Source organism: Longimicrobium sp., from assembly GCA_036389795.1.
In the GTDB taxonomy this organism is placed as follows: domain Bacteria; phylum Gemmatimonadota; class Gemmatimonadetes; order Longimicrobiales; family Longimicrobiaceae; genus Longimicrobium.
Genome location: DASVWD010000051.1, coordinates 1 through 14537, shown reverse-complemented (window position 1 = coordinate 14537; position 14537 = coordinate 1). Strand labels below are relative to the sequence as shown.

Sequence of the window (14537 nt, the reverse complement as noted above, 5' to 3'; positions counted from 1 at the left end):
CCCCCCCCCCCCCCCCCCACCCCGCGGCCGCCACCGAGGTCGCTCATCGCGCCACCTCCTCCGCGGCTTCGGCCAGGGCGCCGTCCGGGGGGAGCAGGACGCCGGGCGCAGCGGGGTCCGCCGTCCGCTCCGCCGACGCCGCGCCGCCGCGCAGGGTGGCGGCGGCCAGCTCCACGGCGTCCAGGATCTTAGTGTAGCCGGTGCAGCGGCAGAGGTTGCCGGAGAGGGCGTCGCGGATCTCGCCGCGGGTGGGGGCGGGGTTCTCTTCCAGGAGCGCGGCGGCGCTCATCAGGATCCCCGGGGTGCAGAAGCCGCACTGCGCGGCGCCGCACACGTCGAAGGCGTCCTGCAGCGGGTGCGGCACCCCGGGCCCGGTGCGCCAGCCCGCCAGCCCCTCCACCGTGCGCACCTCGCGCCCCACCGCCTCGTACACGGGGGTGATGCAGGAGAGCGTGGGGACGCCGTCCAACCACACCGTGCAGGCGCCGCAGTCGCCCTTGTCGCACCCCTGCTTGCTGCCGGTGAGCCCGATCCCGTAGCGCAGCGTCTCCAGCAGCGTCCAGTGGGTGGGCACGCCCACCTCGTGGGTGTCGCCGTTGACGCGGAGGGTGACCAGGTCCTTCATCGGTTGCGCCAGGGGGCTCGGGGTCCACGCTCCTTCCGCAGGAAAGTGCGTGCCAGCGGCGGAGTTGCCAGCCCTGTAGACTACCCGCCCCCGCCTGCGCTGTCAACGCCGCGCGGCCCGTTTTCGAACGCTCGTTCGAAGACGAAGACGCGGAGGGCGCGGGGGAGAGATCTCCTCTCGCGCGCTCCGCGTTTACGATTTTCCTGCGGAAGGGACATTCAGCTACGGATCTCGACCCGGACGAGCTTCTGCGAAATCGGGATCAGAAGCCCAGGTCGGCGAGGACGCCGCCGCGCGGGCTGAAGACGGCGAGGTTGGCCCCCGGCACTCGCCCCCAGTGCAGCCCGCCGACGCGCACGTTCACCGTCCCCGGGATGCGGATGTACACCGCCGCGCCGCTGTCGCCGGCACCCGAGCCGTAGGTGGCGAAGTCCTGGCACATGAGCCTCCGGTTGGCGGGGGCGGGCAGGGGCGCCACCACGTTCACGCAGGTGTTCGTGATCTTGCCGACCGTCCATCCCGTCACCCACCCCGTCTTGTCCACGACCGTCCCCACCACCGGGTACCAGACGTTGCCCACCACGTTCCACGAGCCCACCCAGGTGGTGGAGCCCAGCCCGGCCGTGCGCGCGATCAGGTTCCCCCAGGTGAGCGGCGGGGTGATCCGGATCGCCGTGGCGTCGCTCCGGCGGCAGCGCCACGGGACCGGCAGGCACGGCCACCCCACCGGGTCGGAGACCTCGGGCCCGACCAGGTTGGCGGGAGGCATGGGCTGGTAGACCTGGATCCCGTCCAGCCCCCAGAAGGCGGGGGTGCAGTGCGAGTTGGTCATCATCACCGGGCCGAACGGGGTGGGGTTGACGTTGTACCCCGACGTGCACCGGTACCAGGCGGCGGTGGTGATCAGCCACCCGCTCTCCAGCGGGGTGTGCACCCCGGTGAGCGGCTGCGCCTCCGCGCCGCCGGTCACCTTCACGACGGCCCCGTCCACCGGCACCCCGGCGGCGGCGAGCTCGCGCTGGACGCCGCTGCGCGCGCCCTCGTCGGCGATCCCCACCACCAGGCGGTTCTCCACCTCGCCCAGGTCCAGGAAGACGGCGCCGGAGACGGCCAGCACGGGGTCGGCGGCGCGGTCGCGCCAGCCGCGCAGCGTGCGGTAGTCGTAGCGCGCCTGCACGAAGCGGGTGCCGCCGCCGGTCTTCTCCACGTCGCCCAGCTCGGGCTGCGGGCGCGCGTCCAGCACCCGCACGGCCAGGTCCCGCTGCGACAGGTCGGTGAGCGCCACCACGCGGGTGTCGCCCTCGTACCAGTGGCCGGCGTACCCGGGGACCTCCGCCGCCACCTCGGCGAACTCCCGCTCGCCCTCGTACGGGTCGTCGGGCGGGGGGAGCTCGGTGTCCTCGGCCCGCGCGGAGACGTCTCCCGGGCTCACGGCGGAGGTGGGGGGCGCCTGCTCGGCGCAGGCGGCCAGGACCACCAGCGCGACGGCGGCGGCCAGTCCTCGCAAGGGGGCTCTCGATGTGGGCATGCATCCTCCGGCTGGTTGGCGGTTGAGGTCACGGCGGATTTGCCGTACGGTGGCAGCTCCATCCCATTCGTTACGTCTCGAAAAGGTCTAATTCGGGCGGGTCTCCGAGCCTGCTCCCGGTGAGTGTCCGCTACCTCCTTTCGATCCGCGGGGGCGTGCGCGCGAAACCCCGAGTCCGGCCGTGCGCCGGCCACGAGGGGCGTCATGAACCGCGCCGGCTTTTGCATTGATAGTCTGGTAAGGTGAGCTTGTCAACCGGGAGGGAACTGCGGCGCCGAGGAGGGGCTCCGGCCCCGGGGGACGTGCCCGCGCGTGGCCGATCCCACCGTGCCGGCAGGGAAAAGAGGGAGCGCGGCGGGACCGGGTGGACCCCGCCGCGCTCCGTACTCGCTCGCTCAGACCTCCGTTCGCGCGGCGTCCGGAACGGACCGGGCGCCGCGCCATCGGCCGTCCGTCACGCGCCCAGGTCGGCGAAGATGGCGCCGCGCGCGCTGAAGATCGACCGCTGGAACCCGGGGGCCACGATGCCTCCCCAGAGCATGCCCGTGACCTGCGCGTTCCCGCCGAACTGCAGGAACACCGGCGAGCCGCTGTCGCCCGGGCCCGCCATGTTGGTCATCAGGTACTGGCAGAGCAGCTGCCGGTTGGGCGGCATCACGATGTTGATGCAGGTGTGCGTGACCACGCCCTTGGTCCACCCCGTGGTGCGGCCCACCTTGTCCACCCACTGGAACGGCCACGGCCACCACTGCGGCGGGTTCAGCACGTTGAACGGCGCGATGCCGGCGGTGTTGATGCAGCCGGGCGCCCAGTGCACCCCGAAGCACCCGGTCCGGGCGATCTGGTTGGCCGCGGGCACGTTGCCCGGCACCGCGATCCGGGCGGCGTCGCTCCAGCGGCACACCCACGGCCAGCACGCCCACCCCGGCGGGTCGCTCACCTCGTTCCCGATGAAGAAGGGGGCGCCGAACACGTGCTGGTAGAAGGCGGTGCCGGTGTTCCACCAGAAGGCCTGCGTGCAGTGCGAGTTGGTCAGGTACGACGGCCACCCGGCCACCGCCGGGACCCCCAGCGTGCAGGTCCAGCTCAGCTGGTTCTGGATCTGGTAGCCGCTCTGCAGGGGGCGGAAGAAGTTCTGCAGCGTCTGGTACTGCTCGGGCTTGCCCACCACCTCGACGAGGGTGGCCTCCAGGGGGACGCCGGCCGCCTTGAGCTGCTCCTCCACCCCGGCGCGGGCGCTCTCGTCGGCGATCCCCACGCCCACGCGGTTCTGCACCTCGTTCAGGTCCGTGAACACGGCGCCCGGCACGTTCAGCACCGCGTCGCTCGCGCGGTTGCGCCAGTCGCGCAGCGTCGCGAAGTCGTAGCGCACCTGCACGAAGCGCGTGGCGCCGGTGCGCTTCTCGCCGTCGGCGGGCTCGGGCTGCGGGCGCGAGTCGATCACCCGGAGCGCCTGGTCCTGGTAGGCGAGGTCGGTGAGCTGCACCACGCGGTCGCCGTTCTCGTCGTACCAGTGCCCGGCGTACCCGGGGACCTCGCGCGCGATGTCTTCGTATTCCTGCTCGCCCCCGTAGACCACCGTGTCGGGAGCGGGGGCGAGGGAGTCGCGGGAGATCTCTTCGGCGGTCGCGGACTCGCTCACCTGTCGGTTGGGGCCCGTGGGGCCGGTGACCCGATCGTCGGCGCAGGCAGCCAGCACCAGCAGGGCGGCGGCCGCGGCCAGGGCGCGCAGCGGGGCTCTGTTCATGGGCATGTGCTCCTCCGTTTGGTCTCTCGGTCCACAGTGATGCTGCGCCGCGGCCCGGCGCTCCCCGCCCCTCCAGCGCGCATTCGTTCTTCACCCTGACGTACGGCAGGGCGTGAAAAGCGCTTGAGCTGGACGATGATCGGCTCTGGCCGCAGGTCCGGCGGATCGGGTCGGGCACCTCCCTGGCGGACGGGTGGATCGCTGCGCCGCGGCAGGGTGACGCCGTGGCGTTTCCCTGCGCGCACCGGTGCTGCGCAGGAGCACCAGGGCGGTGGCTCCCGAAGCCGGTGTGCGCGTGCCGTCGCCGCCTGCGCCCGTACCTCTCCCGTGCCCAGGGACCAGATCAGGCAGCGGTGGGCGCCGACAACTATCGGCGGCTTACGGGGATGATGCAAAACGCTGGCCACAAGTCGCCGCTCCGAATCCGACCTCCCGGGATCTGCTCCGCCACCCACGCGGCCGCCGGACGGACGGCCGTGATCCGGCGGAGTCGGAGCAGGCCGGTTCGTCCCGCCGGCCGCGCGGACCATCCCCCGCAGTCGCGTCCAGGCCCAGCCGCGTTCTCCCGGTCCGGGTCCCGGGGGAGATTGGATGCGGACGAAGCCGATCCCCCCGATCCCCCTCGCGAGACATGACCCACACGAACGCCCCTCCGCCGCCCGGGGTGCCGCTGCTGAAGGTGCTGCCGCGGCTGCTCAAGGACCCGCCGAACGTGCTCACCGGCCTCGCCCGCGGCGCCGGCGACGGCCCGCTGCGGCTGGGGGCCGGGCCGGCGTCGGTGTACGTGGTGACGCACCCCGACCACGTGCAGCACGTGCTGGTGGAGAACAACCGCAACTACTGGAAGGGCAGGCTCTTCAACCGCGCGTCGTTCGTCTTCGGGCGGGGGCTGGTGCTGAACGAGGGCGAGCACTGGCTGGCGCAGCGCCGGCTGATGTCGCCCGCCTTCGGGCACCAGCGGGTGGCGGCGCTGGTGCCGATCATGGCCGCGGTGGTGAGGAAGAAGATCGCCCGCTGGGAGGCCCAGGCGCGCGCGGGCCGGCCGGTGGAGCTGGTGCGCGAGATGATGCAGGTGACGCTGGAGGTGATCGCCCGCACCATGTTCTCGGCCGGGGTGACCGACGCCGACGTGGCCCGCATCGCGGCGGCGTTCGGGGTGCTGCTGGAGCACATGTCCCTGCGCTTCAACACCTTCTTCCTCCCCGAGGCGCTACCGCTCCCCGGGGCGCGGCGCGCGCGGGCGGCGCTGGCGGAGCTGGAGGGGATCGTCGCCCGCGTGGTGGCCGGGCGCAGGGCGGCCGGGGAGCGGCCCGGGGACCTGCTCACCATGCTGCTGGACGCGCGGGGCGAGGACGGGGCGCCCATGAGCGAGCGGCAGCTGCGCGACGAGGTGGTCACCACGCTCTTCGGCGGCTACGAGGCCACGGCCGACGCGCTGGCGTGGACGTGGCACCTGCTGGCGACGAACCCGCGGGCGGAGGCGCGGCTGCGCTTCGAGGTGGAGACCGAGGTGGCGGGCGAGGAGCCCGCCTTCGACGAGCTGGTGCGGCTGGAGTACACGCGGCGGGTGGCGCAGGAGTCGATGCGGCTGCTGCCGCCCTTCTGGTGGATCCTGCGCTCGGCGCTGGGCGACGACGTGGTCGGCGGGCGCCGGGTGCCGGCGGGGGCCACGGTGCTGCTCCTGCTGTACGCCACGCACCGGCACCTAGGGTTCTGGGACCACCCCGAGGCGTTCGACCCGGACCGCTTCCTCCCCGAGCGGGTGGCGGCGCGGCACCGGCACGCGTACCTGCCGTTCGGCGCGGGGCAGCGGGCGTGCATCGGGCGCCACCTGGCCATGCTGGAGATCCCGCTGGTGCTGGCGATGCTGGCGCGCCGCTTCCGCCTGGCGCCGGTGCCCGGGCGGCCGGTGACGGTGCGCGCGCTGGCCAGCTTGCGGGCCCGCGACGGGATCTGGATGCGGCTGGAGCGCGTGGAGCGGCCGAGCGCGGTGGAGGTGGGGTAGGACCCCGGTGCGAAGTGCGAAAGTGCGAAAGTGCGTGAGTGCGTGGACGAGATCAGGCAGCGGAAAATCAGGGGAGACGAGGATGAGCGGAGAGGTGTCTGCGCCGGTGGTGGTGACCTATCGGGACGAGTACCGGGAGCACTTCGAGGCGCTCAACCGGGAGTGGATCGAGCGCCTGTTCCACCTGGAGCCGCGCGACCGGGCGGCGCTCGGCGACCCGCGCGGGACGTACCTGGAGGGCGGCGGTGAGGTGTTCTTCGTGCTGGCGGACGGGGAGGTGCGCGGCACCTGCGCGCTCAGGAGGACGGGGCCGGACTCGTTCGAGCTGGGAAAGATGGCGGTGCGCCCCGACTCGCGCGGACGCGGCTACGGCGCCCTGCTGCTGCGCGCCGCCATCGACGCGGCGCGCGGGCGGGGGGCGCGGCGCCTGACGCTCTTCTCCAACCAGTCGCTCGCGCCGGCGCTGGCGCTGTACCGCAAGCACGGCTTCGCGGTGACGCGCGTGGGGCCGCACCCGGAGTATGCGCGGACCGACGTCGAGATGGAGCTGGACCTCACCGCGGCGGCCGCGGAGCCGGAACCCGAGATGGCCGCTCCGGCGGTGGAACCGGTCGGATCGTAGTCGGATGGCAAGGGGAAGGCGCCGCGGCGGGAGATGCCCGGCGGCGCCTTCGCTCCACGACCGGTCGAGACCGGCGACGGGTCAGCGGTCGCCCTTGTCGCCGTGGCCGGGCTTCGCCTTGTGCTTGCTGTGCTGCCGGCGGTCGGCGGCCAGCGAGCGGCCCACGTTCACCTGGTCGTCGGTGAAGCGCCCCCGCTCGTCGCGGCGGACGTAGCGCTTGTCGCCCGGGTTCGGCTCGATCAGCTCGCGCTCGCGCGCCATCCGTGCCTCCTGTTCGCAAGGTGAAAGGTGACAAGCACTTGGACTGGGCAGAAGGCGTGCCACCCCGATGCGGCCACCGGGAGAACACCCGGGACTGTGACGAACTGCTACCCGTTTCCCGCCCGAAGTGGGGCGGCCGTGCCCCATCGTGGACGGAGTGGCGACCGGCCGCTCCGTTCCCGTCGCCCCGGCATCGGGTTGTGGCGCAAGCGATTGCGGTGCGCGCGGTTGACTCCCCTTCCGCGCCCGGTTACCCTTCAGCCGGCTGGAAGTCGGCCCGACACGGCGCGGGCCGCGCCGGCGAGCCGCCGGGCCTCCCTGGCCCGGCGGTCCCCACCCCCACGTCAGGTAACCCTACGATGAAAAGATCTCTTGTGGCCTTTGCGTGCGTCGCGCTGGCCGCCTGCAACGCCCAGGACGCGACCTCGCCGCTGGCCCCGGCCGGGCCGGCGAACGCGACCGCGGGGACCACCGCGTTCCTGAACCAGCCGTTCACCCTGCGCACGGGCCAGACGGCGGTGGTGAGCGGCGAGGGGCTCTCGGTGCGCTTCGAGTCGGTTCCCTCGGACTCGCGCTGCCCCACGGGCGTGCAGTGCATCTGGGCTGGCAACGCGGTGGTGCGCGTGGTGCTCTCCAAGGACGGCAAGGCGGCCGGCTTCGAGCTGAACACCAACCTGGAGCCCAGGACGGCCTCGTACCTGAACTACGAGATCGAGCTGCTGCAGCTGGACCCGTACCCGACCGCGAAGGGCGGCGCGATCTCGCAGTCGCAGTACCGCGCCACCTTCGTGGTGCGCAAGGCGGCCGTGCTGGGCCAGCCGTTCGACCTCAAGGCGTTCGGCACCGCCACCATCGCGGGCGAGGGGCTGTCGATCCACTTCGACGGCGTGAACGCGGACTCGCGCTGCCCGAGCGACGTGACGTGCATCTGGGCCGGCGACGCCGAGGTGCAGCTCACGCTCTCGAAGGCCGGCTTCCCCTCGCAGACGGTGGTGCTGCACACCACGCTGGACCCGAAGTCGGCCTCCTACGCGGGCTACACGGTGAACCTGCAGGACCTGAAGCCGTACCCGGTGTCGACCAGCACCATCGCCCCGGGCGACTACGTGGCCACGCTGCTGGTGACCAAGCCGTAGCGACGCCTCCACCAACGGACATCCGCGGCGGCCCGGGGGAGCTTCCCCGGGCCGCTTCGCGTCGCCTCCGACTTCCTCGCGGCCCCCCGGCTTGCGCGAGCCGGGGACCGGCTGCGGCGACGGCGTGCCGCGCCCGGCCTCTTCCAGTCCGGCGTGCAGGCACTGGCGCGCGGCGGTTGACCGTTGCCGCGGGCCGGCTTACTCTCCGCTGGAAGACGGCGTGAGCGCGCGGCGGCCCACCTCGAGCCCGGTGCTTCCCGATGCACAGAACTCTTCTGGCCTTCGCCTGCGCCGCGCTGGCCGCCTGCAGCTCCCGGGACGCACCCCCGCCGAATTCCTCGGGAGCGGGGAGCGCGACCTCTCCACGGCACCCGCCCGCTTCCGATCCCGTTCCCACCGCGGCAGGCCCCGTTGTCCCGGACCAGCCGTTCACCCTACGCGTGGACCAGACGGCGCGGATGGACGGCGGGGGGCCGTCGATCCACTTCGACGTCGTGAAGGACGACTCGCGCTGCCCGAGAGGCATGACGTGCGTCTGGGCCGGCAACGGCGAGGTGCAGCTCACCCTCTCCAGCGCCGCCGTCGCGCCGCGGACGCTGGTGCTGAACACCAACCTGGACCCGAAGTCGGCGGCGTACGGGGGATACACGGTGGCGCTGCAGGCCCTCGAGCCGTACCCGGCGTCGACCACCCCTATCCGCCCGGGCGACTACGTGGCCACGCTGCTGGTGACCAGGCCGTAGCGACGCCTCCACCGGCGAACATCCGCGGCGGCCCGGGGGAGCTTCCCCCGGGCCGCTTTTTCGTGCTCTGCGTGGCCGCTTTCCGTCGCTTCGTTCCGGTCCGGTCCGCGATTACTTTCAGCGCTCCATGGGAGGACGACGATGGCGAAGAGCGGGCGATATTTTCGAATTCCCTGCGCCCTGGCAGAGGAGGTCGCGCGAGAGGCTCGTACACGCGGCCAGCCGTTCGCCGCCGCCGCGTCCGAGATGCTGGAGGAGGCGGTCAGGGTGCGTCGCGTGCCGGGGATCGTGTTCGCCGATGGACCGACGGGCCGGCGGGCGACGCTCACGGGGACGGGGCCGGACGTGTGGGAGGTGATCGCGACGTGGAAGGCCGCGGGAGAGAGTCTGTCGGCGCTCGCGGAGGAATATCCCTGGCTCGCGGAGTCGCAACTACGCGTCGCGCTCCGGTACTACGAGACGTATCCAAGGGAGATCGACATGCGCCTGGGCCGTGAGGAGTACTGGACTCCGGAGCGCGTCCGCAACGAGTTCCCCTTCCTCACGCCATCAGTCTACGCGAGCCAGCGCCAGAGCCGCGATATGCCTCCCGACGAGTGCTGACTCCAGCCAATCCATGCCGGATCTGACCGCCTGTACAGTCCGTTTTGTCCGGCCGTCCACTCAGTTCGTTTTTCCCTTGCGCTCCGGCACGGTTCGGCATTATATACGCTCCTCGCGCGTCGAGCCGCCGCCGCCCGACGCGCCCGCCGCGGGTGCCGTAATCCGTCGAAACCGCCAGCGTCCGTTGCAGCGCGCGGACCCCCGCCAGATCCGCAGGGGCCTTCGCGTGAGGGATGGTCGTCCCTCGGAATCCGGCGCGAAACCATGGAAAGGAGAGCGCATGGCCGCAGGTGTGGAGGTGGGAGGGGAGGACGCGGAGGCGCGGGACGGGCGGGTGGCCCTGGAGGCGCAGCAGCGGCAGAACCTGCTGAGCCACTGGCTGATCCTGCCCTGCGGCGTCCTTGTCACCCTTCTGGGGTGGGGGACGGGGACGCTCCGCCTCGCGCCGGGCGCGGCGGTCGCGCTGGGGCTCGCCTTCTTCGCGCTGATGGCGGCGCTGCACCGGCTGCACCGCGCGGGGCGCTTCGCCGCGTGGCAGTTCCGCGCGCTGGCGGCGGCGGACGCGGCGATCCTGGCGCTGCTGGTGGTTGCGGGCGGACGGGCGGGCTACCTGGCGTTGCCGGTGGCGGTGTTCGCCGCGGGGCAGACCACCTACCTGCACCCGCGGGCCGGGCGCGACTTCCTGCTCGCGGCGGCGCTCCTCTACGCACCGGCGCGCGCGGCCGGCCTGGCGCTGGCGGGCGAGGCGGCGCCGCCCGCGTGGATTGCGCTGGAGTGGGCGTTCGCCGCGGGGCTCGGCTTGGTCGTCCACCTCCGGCAGGCGGCGCGGGTGCGGCGGCTGGAGGCGGCGCGCGCGGCGCTCCGGCGCGTGGAGCGCGGCGACCTGACCGTGCGCCTGGGCGCGGCGCCGTGCGACAACGTGGGCCTGCTCTGGCTGGCGGTGGACCGCACGGTGGCGGCGCTGCGCGGCGTGGTGGGCGAGATCCAGGAGCAGGCGCACGCGCTGGCCGCGCTCTCCGACCAGCTGGCGGCGATGGCGGCCCAGGTGGAGGGCGCGGCCGAGGACGCGGGGCAGGCGAGCGACGAGATCGCCCGCGAGGCGGAGCGCCAGCTGGCGCTGGTGGCCGAGGGGCGCGCCCGCACCGAGGAGGCGGCGCGCGCGGGGCGGGCGCTGGGCGAGAGCGCCGCCGGCTCGTCGGCGGGGGCCAGGGCGATGGCGGCCGAGGCGGGCGCGCAGGCGGAGCGCATCCACCGCACCGGCGAACTGCTGCTGAGCCTGGAGGGCGGCTACCGCCGCTCGGCCGCGGCGATGGACGCGCTGGAGGAGGCGGGCGGCCAGGTGGGCGGCTTCGCCGGCACCATCCGCTGGGTGGCCGAGCAGACCAACCTGCTGGCGCTGAACGCGGCGATCGAGGCGGCGCGCGCGGGCGAGCGGGGGCTCGGCTTCGGCGTGGTGGCGGGCGAGGTGCGGCGGCTGGCCACCGAGTCGGCCGGCTCGGCGGAGCGCATCGCCGGGGTGGTGGCGCGCACGCACGCGGCCATCGTGGAGATGCGCGAGCGGCTGGCCGCGGAGGGCGGGCGCGTGGCCGGGGCCAGCGACGCGGCCGAGGAGAGCCGCTCGGCGCTGGCGGCCATCGTCGACGGCCTGATCGAGACGGTGGACGGGATCGAGCGCATCGCCGGAGAAGCCGAGGCGCAGTCCGCCGCGCTCGACGGGCTCAGGCGCGGGATGGAGGAGCTCGACCAGGCCGCCCGCCGCGTGCGGGAGCGCACCCTGGAGAGCGCCGCCGCCGCCGAGCACCAGGTGGCCGCCATGCAGGAGGTGGCCGCCGGGAGCCAGCAGCTCGCCGAGGTGGCCGGCGCGCTGGACTCGCTCGCCGCCCGCTTCCGCGTCGGCGCCGCGCGCCAGGCGCCGGCGCCGGGGCCCGCGCCGGCTCCGCGCCCCGGGCCCGCCGGCGAGCCGAAGTCCGTCGTCCCGAAGCGGAAGCGCGTCCCGGCCGGAGTGTGAGCGGCATCCTTCCTTTTCCGTTCCCCAATCCAACCATATCGGCCCGGTATGAAGATCCGAGAGATGGTCCGTCTCCTCCACGTGGACGGCTGGTACCTGGTGCGGACGAAGGGGGGCCACCACCAGGACAAGCACCCGATCAAGCGCACGCTGGTGACCATGCCGGGCGACCCGCACCACGACCTGGCGGCGGGCACCCTGGGGAGCCTGCTGCGGCAGGCGGGGCGGGACCGATGAGGTACCTGGTGGTGATCGAGGCCACCCGGACGGGCTACTCGGCGTACGCGCCGGACCTGCCCGGGTGCGTGTCCACCGGCGCCACGCCCGGCGAGGTGGAGGCGAACATGCGTGAGGCCATCGACCTGCACCTGCGCGGCCTGCGCGTCGAGGGCTACGACGTCCCCCCGCCGCAGAGCCTGGCGGTGTACCTGGAGGTGGCCCCGCCGGGGTCGAGGCGCCGGGGTTGAGGAGGCATCGGCAGGGATGGCCTCGCGCCGGGCGGGTGAACCCGCAGCAACAACGGCGAAAAGCCTGCCTTCGCAGGCTCCATCCGTGCCGGTGCAGGTTCGGTGCGGAGAGGCTGGCTCTTCTCAGGAACCCCATGCGCGAGCCGTACACGCAGTTGTATCTTCATGTGACCTGGTCGACCTGGGACCGGCTGCCGCTCATCACGCCGGACCGGCAGCCGGTGGTCTACGCCTCCATCCAGCAGCAGTGCTCCGTGCTGGGGGCAGACGTGCTCGCCATCGGTGGGATCGAAGACCACGTGCACGTGCTCCTGCGCTTCCGGCCGACGCACTCGATCTCGCACCTGGTCGGCAGGATGAAGGGCGCCTCCTCGCGCGTGGTGGAGCAGGCTTCGCGCGAACCCTTCAAGTGGCAGGGAGCGTATGGCGCCTTCACCGTCTCCAAGCGTGGGGTTCCCGTAGTCCGCGACTACGTGCTGAACCAAACGGAGCACCACCGGTCCGGTGTTCTGATCCACGCGCTGGAGCTGACCTCCGCGCCGCCGCCAGCGAACCCAGCCTCCTCGCGCTAAACTCGCGGCGGCGCCGGAGGAGCCTGCGAAGGCAGGCTTTTCGCCGTTGTTGCCGCGGGTTCACCCGCCCCTGAACCAGGGATCTCCCACCTTCCCCCCATGCCCCTCCCCCGCTCCCACTTCGCTTCAGCCATCGCCCTGACCGTCGTCCTCGCCGCGTGCGCGCTGGCGGGGTGCGAGCGCGCGCGGGAGCGCCCGGGCGAGGGCGGCGCCGGGGCGGAGCTGGTGCTCAGGGGGATCGAGGCGTTCTCGCAGCACCGGCTGGGCGACATGGAGGCGGTGCTCGACTCCGCCGTCCGCCGGCGCGGCATCCGCGGCGAAGACCGCGCGACGGCCGAGCAGCTGCTCGCGCTCCTCGCCTGGCGCTACCGGGGCGACGAGCGGCGCGCGCACGCGCACTACCGCCGGGCGCTGCGGGCCGGCGCGCTGCGCTCGCGCACCCATGCCGGGATCGCGCGGATGGAGCGCGAGGCAGGACGGTCCGCCGAGGCGTGGGAGGCGGCGGAGCGGGCGCTGGACGCGGCGGAGTCGCGGGGCGACTCGGCGGCGGCCCTGGTGGAGCTCGCCCGCACGGCCGTGGAGCCCGCGCTGGAGGCACGGCTCGGCGGCCACCCGCTCGCGCCCGGCGAGCGGGGCGCGGTGGAGCGGGCGCTCCGCCGGCTGGAGCCGCTGGTGCGGGCCGAGCCGGGGCTCCTGGAGCCCGCGCGCGTGCAGCTCACCGCCGCGCTGCTGCTGGACGACGGCCCCGCCGCGCTCGCCGCCTGGCGCTCGTACTTCCTCTCCGTCCGCTACGACTCGGCCGGCGTGCTGGCCGGGCCGCGGCGCGCGCTGGAGGCCGTCCTCCCCGCCTGGCGCGGGCCGCGGGCTTCCACGGCGGAGCGGCGGGCGCTCGCCCTGGCGCTGGCGGGGTCGCGGCTCTTCCCCGAGGCCGCGCTGGTGGCCGTCGGCGATCCGCGCGTGGGCGGCGACCCGGAGGTGCGCGCAGCGGCGGCGTGGGCGGACTTCACCCGCGAGGCCCGCGAGGCCGCCGACTCCTACTACCGCAGCACCGCGCTCGGCCGCGGGCGGCCGGACTCGCTGCGCAGCGCGCTGAGCGACGCCGCGCGACGCCTGTGGGACGTCCTGCGCCCCGGCGAGCCGGCGCCCGCCTTCGGGATCGAGCGCTTCCGGCGCGAGGTGGAGCGGCGCTTCGGCGCGGTGGCGGACCTGGGGACCACGGCCGGCTACTACGACCTGCACATGGGGCACGCCGTGGTGGACCGCGAGCAGGTGGTGGAGCAGTACGGCCGGCGCGCGCGGCTACGCTACGTGGCGCTCGACGAGATGGTCTCCAACGGCTTCCAGACCTGGGCGTGGGACGGCGAGTCGGCGCACGGCGGCTGGGCCGACCCCGACGTCATCTACGAGGTGCGCTCCGCCCGCGCCGGCATCCCCGTGCGCGCCTGGGCGGCGCTGGCCGACCCGAAGGAGCGCGCCCGGCAGGCCGAGCGCATCGCCCGCGACAGCGCCGAGGACTGGCGCCGCGCCGCGCGCGATCCCTACGCCTTCCTCCCCGGGATGCGCTGGCGGCTGCAGCGCGACGCGGCCGGGCGCATCGCCGCGCGGCTGCGGGCCAGGGGCTTGCGGGGCGCGGCGCTGCGCGAGGCCTTCGTGGCCGAGTACGAGCGCGCCGTGCTGGAGTCCGACATCTTCGGGCACGAGGGGCGCCACGCCATCGACCAGCGCGTGCACGCCGCGAAGAACGGCGCCGACAGCGAGTTCCGCGCGAAGCTCTCCGAGGTGGCCTTCGCGCCCGAGCCCCGGCTGTCGCTGGCGAACCTGGTCCACCCCAACCTGGGCGACCGCACGCCGCACGGGCAGGCCGGTCTGCGGTTCATGCGCGGCCTGGAGGCGTGGATGCGCGCCCACGCCGCCGAGGTGCGCGGCCTGGACCCGGCGCGCCCCCTCCTGCCGCAGGCCCCGCTCCTCGGCGACGCCCAGCTCCGCGCCGCCGCCCGCTCCATGGACCCGTTCGCCGCACCGGGAGCACCCTGAGCGGCGCACCTCGCACCTCGCACCCCGCACTTCGCACTGCGGGTTCGGGCGTGTCCCTCCGCTGCGCTCCGGGCCGGGCTGCGCGCGCGGTAGGGCACGATACGACTGTGCCCAACCGCGCCGGGCCACCGCCGCCACGATACCCCTGTGGCGGCGGCGTCCCGGCCCTGTCGGGCGCGCATCCCT

The 14537-nt window shown here is 74.1% G+C and carries 14 protein-coding genes; 10 read left to right on the top strand and 4 right to left on the bottom strand.

The genetic code is table 11. The features are described 5' to 3' along the window. Positions 1–43: 43 nt before the first annotated feature. From VF746_05840 to VF746_05830, 3 genes are all read right to left on the bottom strand, one after another. On the bottom strand, positions 44–625 hold the full coding sequence (locus VF746_05840) for a (2Fe-2S)-binding protein (GenBank protein ID HEX8691917.1): 582 nt from the start codon (positions 623–625) through the stop codon (positions 44–46). A gap of 262 nt (positions 626–887) precedes the next feature. Further along, positions 888–2153 carry a hypothetical protein gene (locus VF746_05835; GenBank protein ID HEX8691916.1) on the bottom strand — a complete coding sequence of 422 codons (1266 nt, stop codon included), beginning with the start codon at positions 2151–2153 and terminating at the stop codon, positions 888–890. Positions 2154–2607: 454 nt separating this feature from the next. Next, positions 2608–3906 carry a hypothetical protein gene (locus tag VF746_05830; GenBank protein HEX8691915.1) on the bottom strand — a complete coding sequence of 433 codons (1299 nt, stop codon included), beginning with the start codon at positions 3904–3906 and terminating at the stop codon, positions 2608–2610. Between the two features lie 625 nt (positions 3907–4531). Here VF746_05830 and VF746_05825 point away from each other — a divergent pair. Together VF746_05825 and VF746_05820 are read left to right on the top strand one after the other, a co-directional pair. Beyond that, positions 4532–5905, top strand: coding sequence for a cytochrome P450 (locus VF746_05825; protein ID HEX8691914.1), 1374 nt, complete (start codon positions 4532–4534; stop codon positions 5903–5905). 82 nt (positions 5906–5987) lie between these two features. Beyond that, a complete protein-coding gene (locus VF746_05820) occupies positions 5988–6527 on the top strand; it encodes a GNAT family N-acetyltransferase (GenBank protein HEX8691913.1) in 540 nt (179 codons plus the stop codon). Between the two features lie 81 nt (positions 6528–6608). Here the strand turns inward: VF746_05820 and VF746_05815 are convergent, their stop codons facing one another. Beyond that, positions 6609–6788, bottom strand: a complete 180-nt coding sequence (locus VF746_05815; protein ID HEX8691912.1) for a hypothetical protein — start codon at positions 6786–6788, stop codon at positions 6609–6611. Positions 6789–7147: 359 nt separating this feature from the next. Here VF746_05815 and VF746_05810 point away from each other — a divergent pair, with 359 nt between their 5' ends. From VF746_05810 to VF746_05775, 8 genes are all read left to right on the top strand, one after another. Next, entirely contained in the window at positions 7148–7924 is a 777-nt protein-coding gene (locus VF746_05810; GenBank protein HEX8691911.1) for a hypothetical protein, read from the top strand. A gap of 440 nt (positions 7925–8364) precedes the next feature. Then, on the top strand, positions 8365–8667 hold the full coding sequence (locus VF746_05805) for a hypothetical protein (GenBank protein ID HEX8691910.1): 303 nt from the start codon (positions 8365–8367) through the stop codon (positions 8665–8667). A 141-nt stretch (positions 8668–8808) separates the two neighbouring features. Continuing rightward, positions 8809–9270 (top strand): DUF433 domain-containing protein, encoded by a 462-nt coding sequence (locus VF746_05800; GenBank protein HEX8691909.1) that lies wholly within the window; start codon positions 8809–8811, stop codon positions 9268–9270. 280 nt (positions 9271–9550) lie between these two features. After that, positions 9551–11278: a methyl-accepting chemotaxis protein gene (locus VF746_05795; protein HEX8691908.1), complete on the top strand. Its 1728-nt coding sequence runs from the start codon at positions 9551–9553 to the stop codon at positions 11276–11278. Between the two features lie 63 nt (positions 11279–11341). After that, positions 11342–11515 carry a type II toxin-antitoxin system HicA family toxin gene (locus tag VF746_05790; protein HEX8691907.1) on the top strand — a complete coding sequence of 58 codons (174 nt, stop codon included), beginning with the start codon at positions 11342–11344 and terminating at the stop codon, positions 11513–11515. Then, positions 11512–11745 (top strand): type II toxin-antitoxin system HicB family antitoxin, encoded by a 234-nt coding sequence (locus VF746_05785; GenBank protein ID HEX8691906.1) that lies wholly within the window; start codon positions 11512–11514, stop codon positions 11743–11745. Before VF746_05790 ends, VF746_05785 begins: the two co-directional genes overlap by 4 nt. Positions 11746–11879: 134 nt before the next feature. Next, positions 11880–12317, top strand: coding sequence for an IS200/IS605 family transposase (tnpA, locus tag VF746_05780; protein HEX8691905.1), 438 nt, complete (start codon positions 11880–11882; stop codon positions 12315–12317). 99 nt (positions 12318–12416) lie between these two features. Continuing rightward, positions 12417–14351 carry a hypothetical protein gene (locus tag VF746_05775; protein ID HEX8691904.1) on the top strand — a complete coding sequence of 645 codons (1935 nt, stop codon included), beginning with the start codon at positions 12417–12419 and terminating at the stop codon, positions 14349–14351. Positions 14352–14537: the final 186 nt, after the last annotated feature.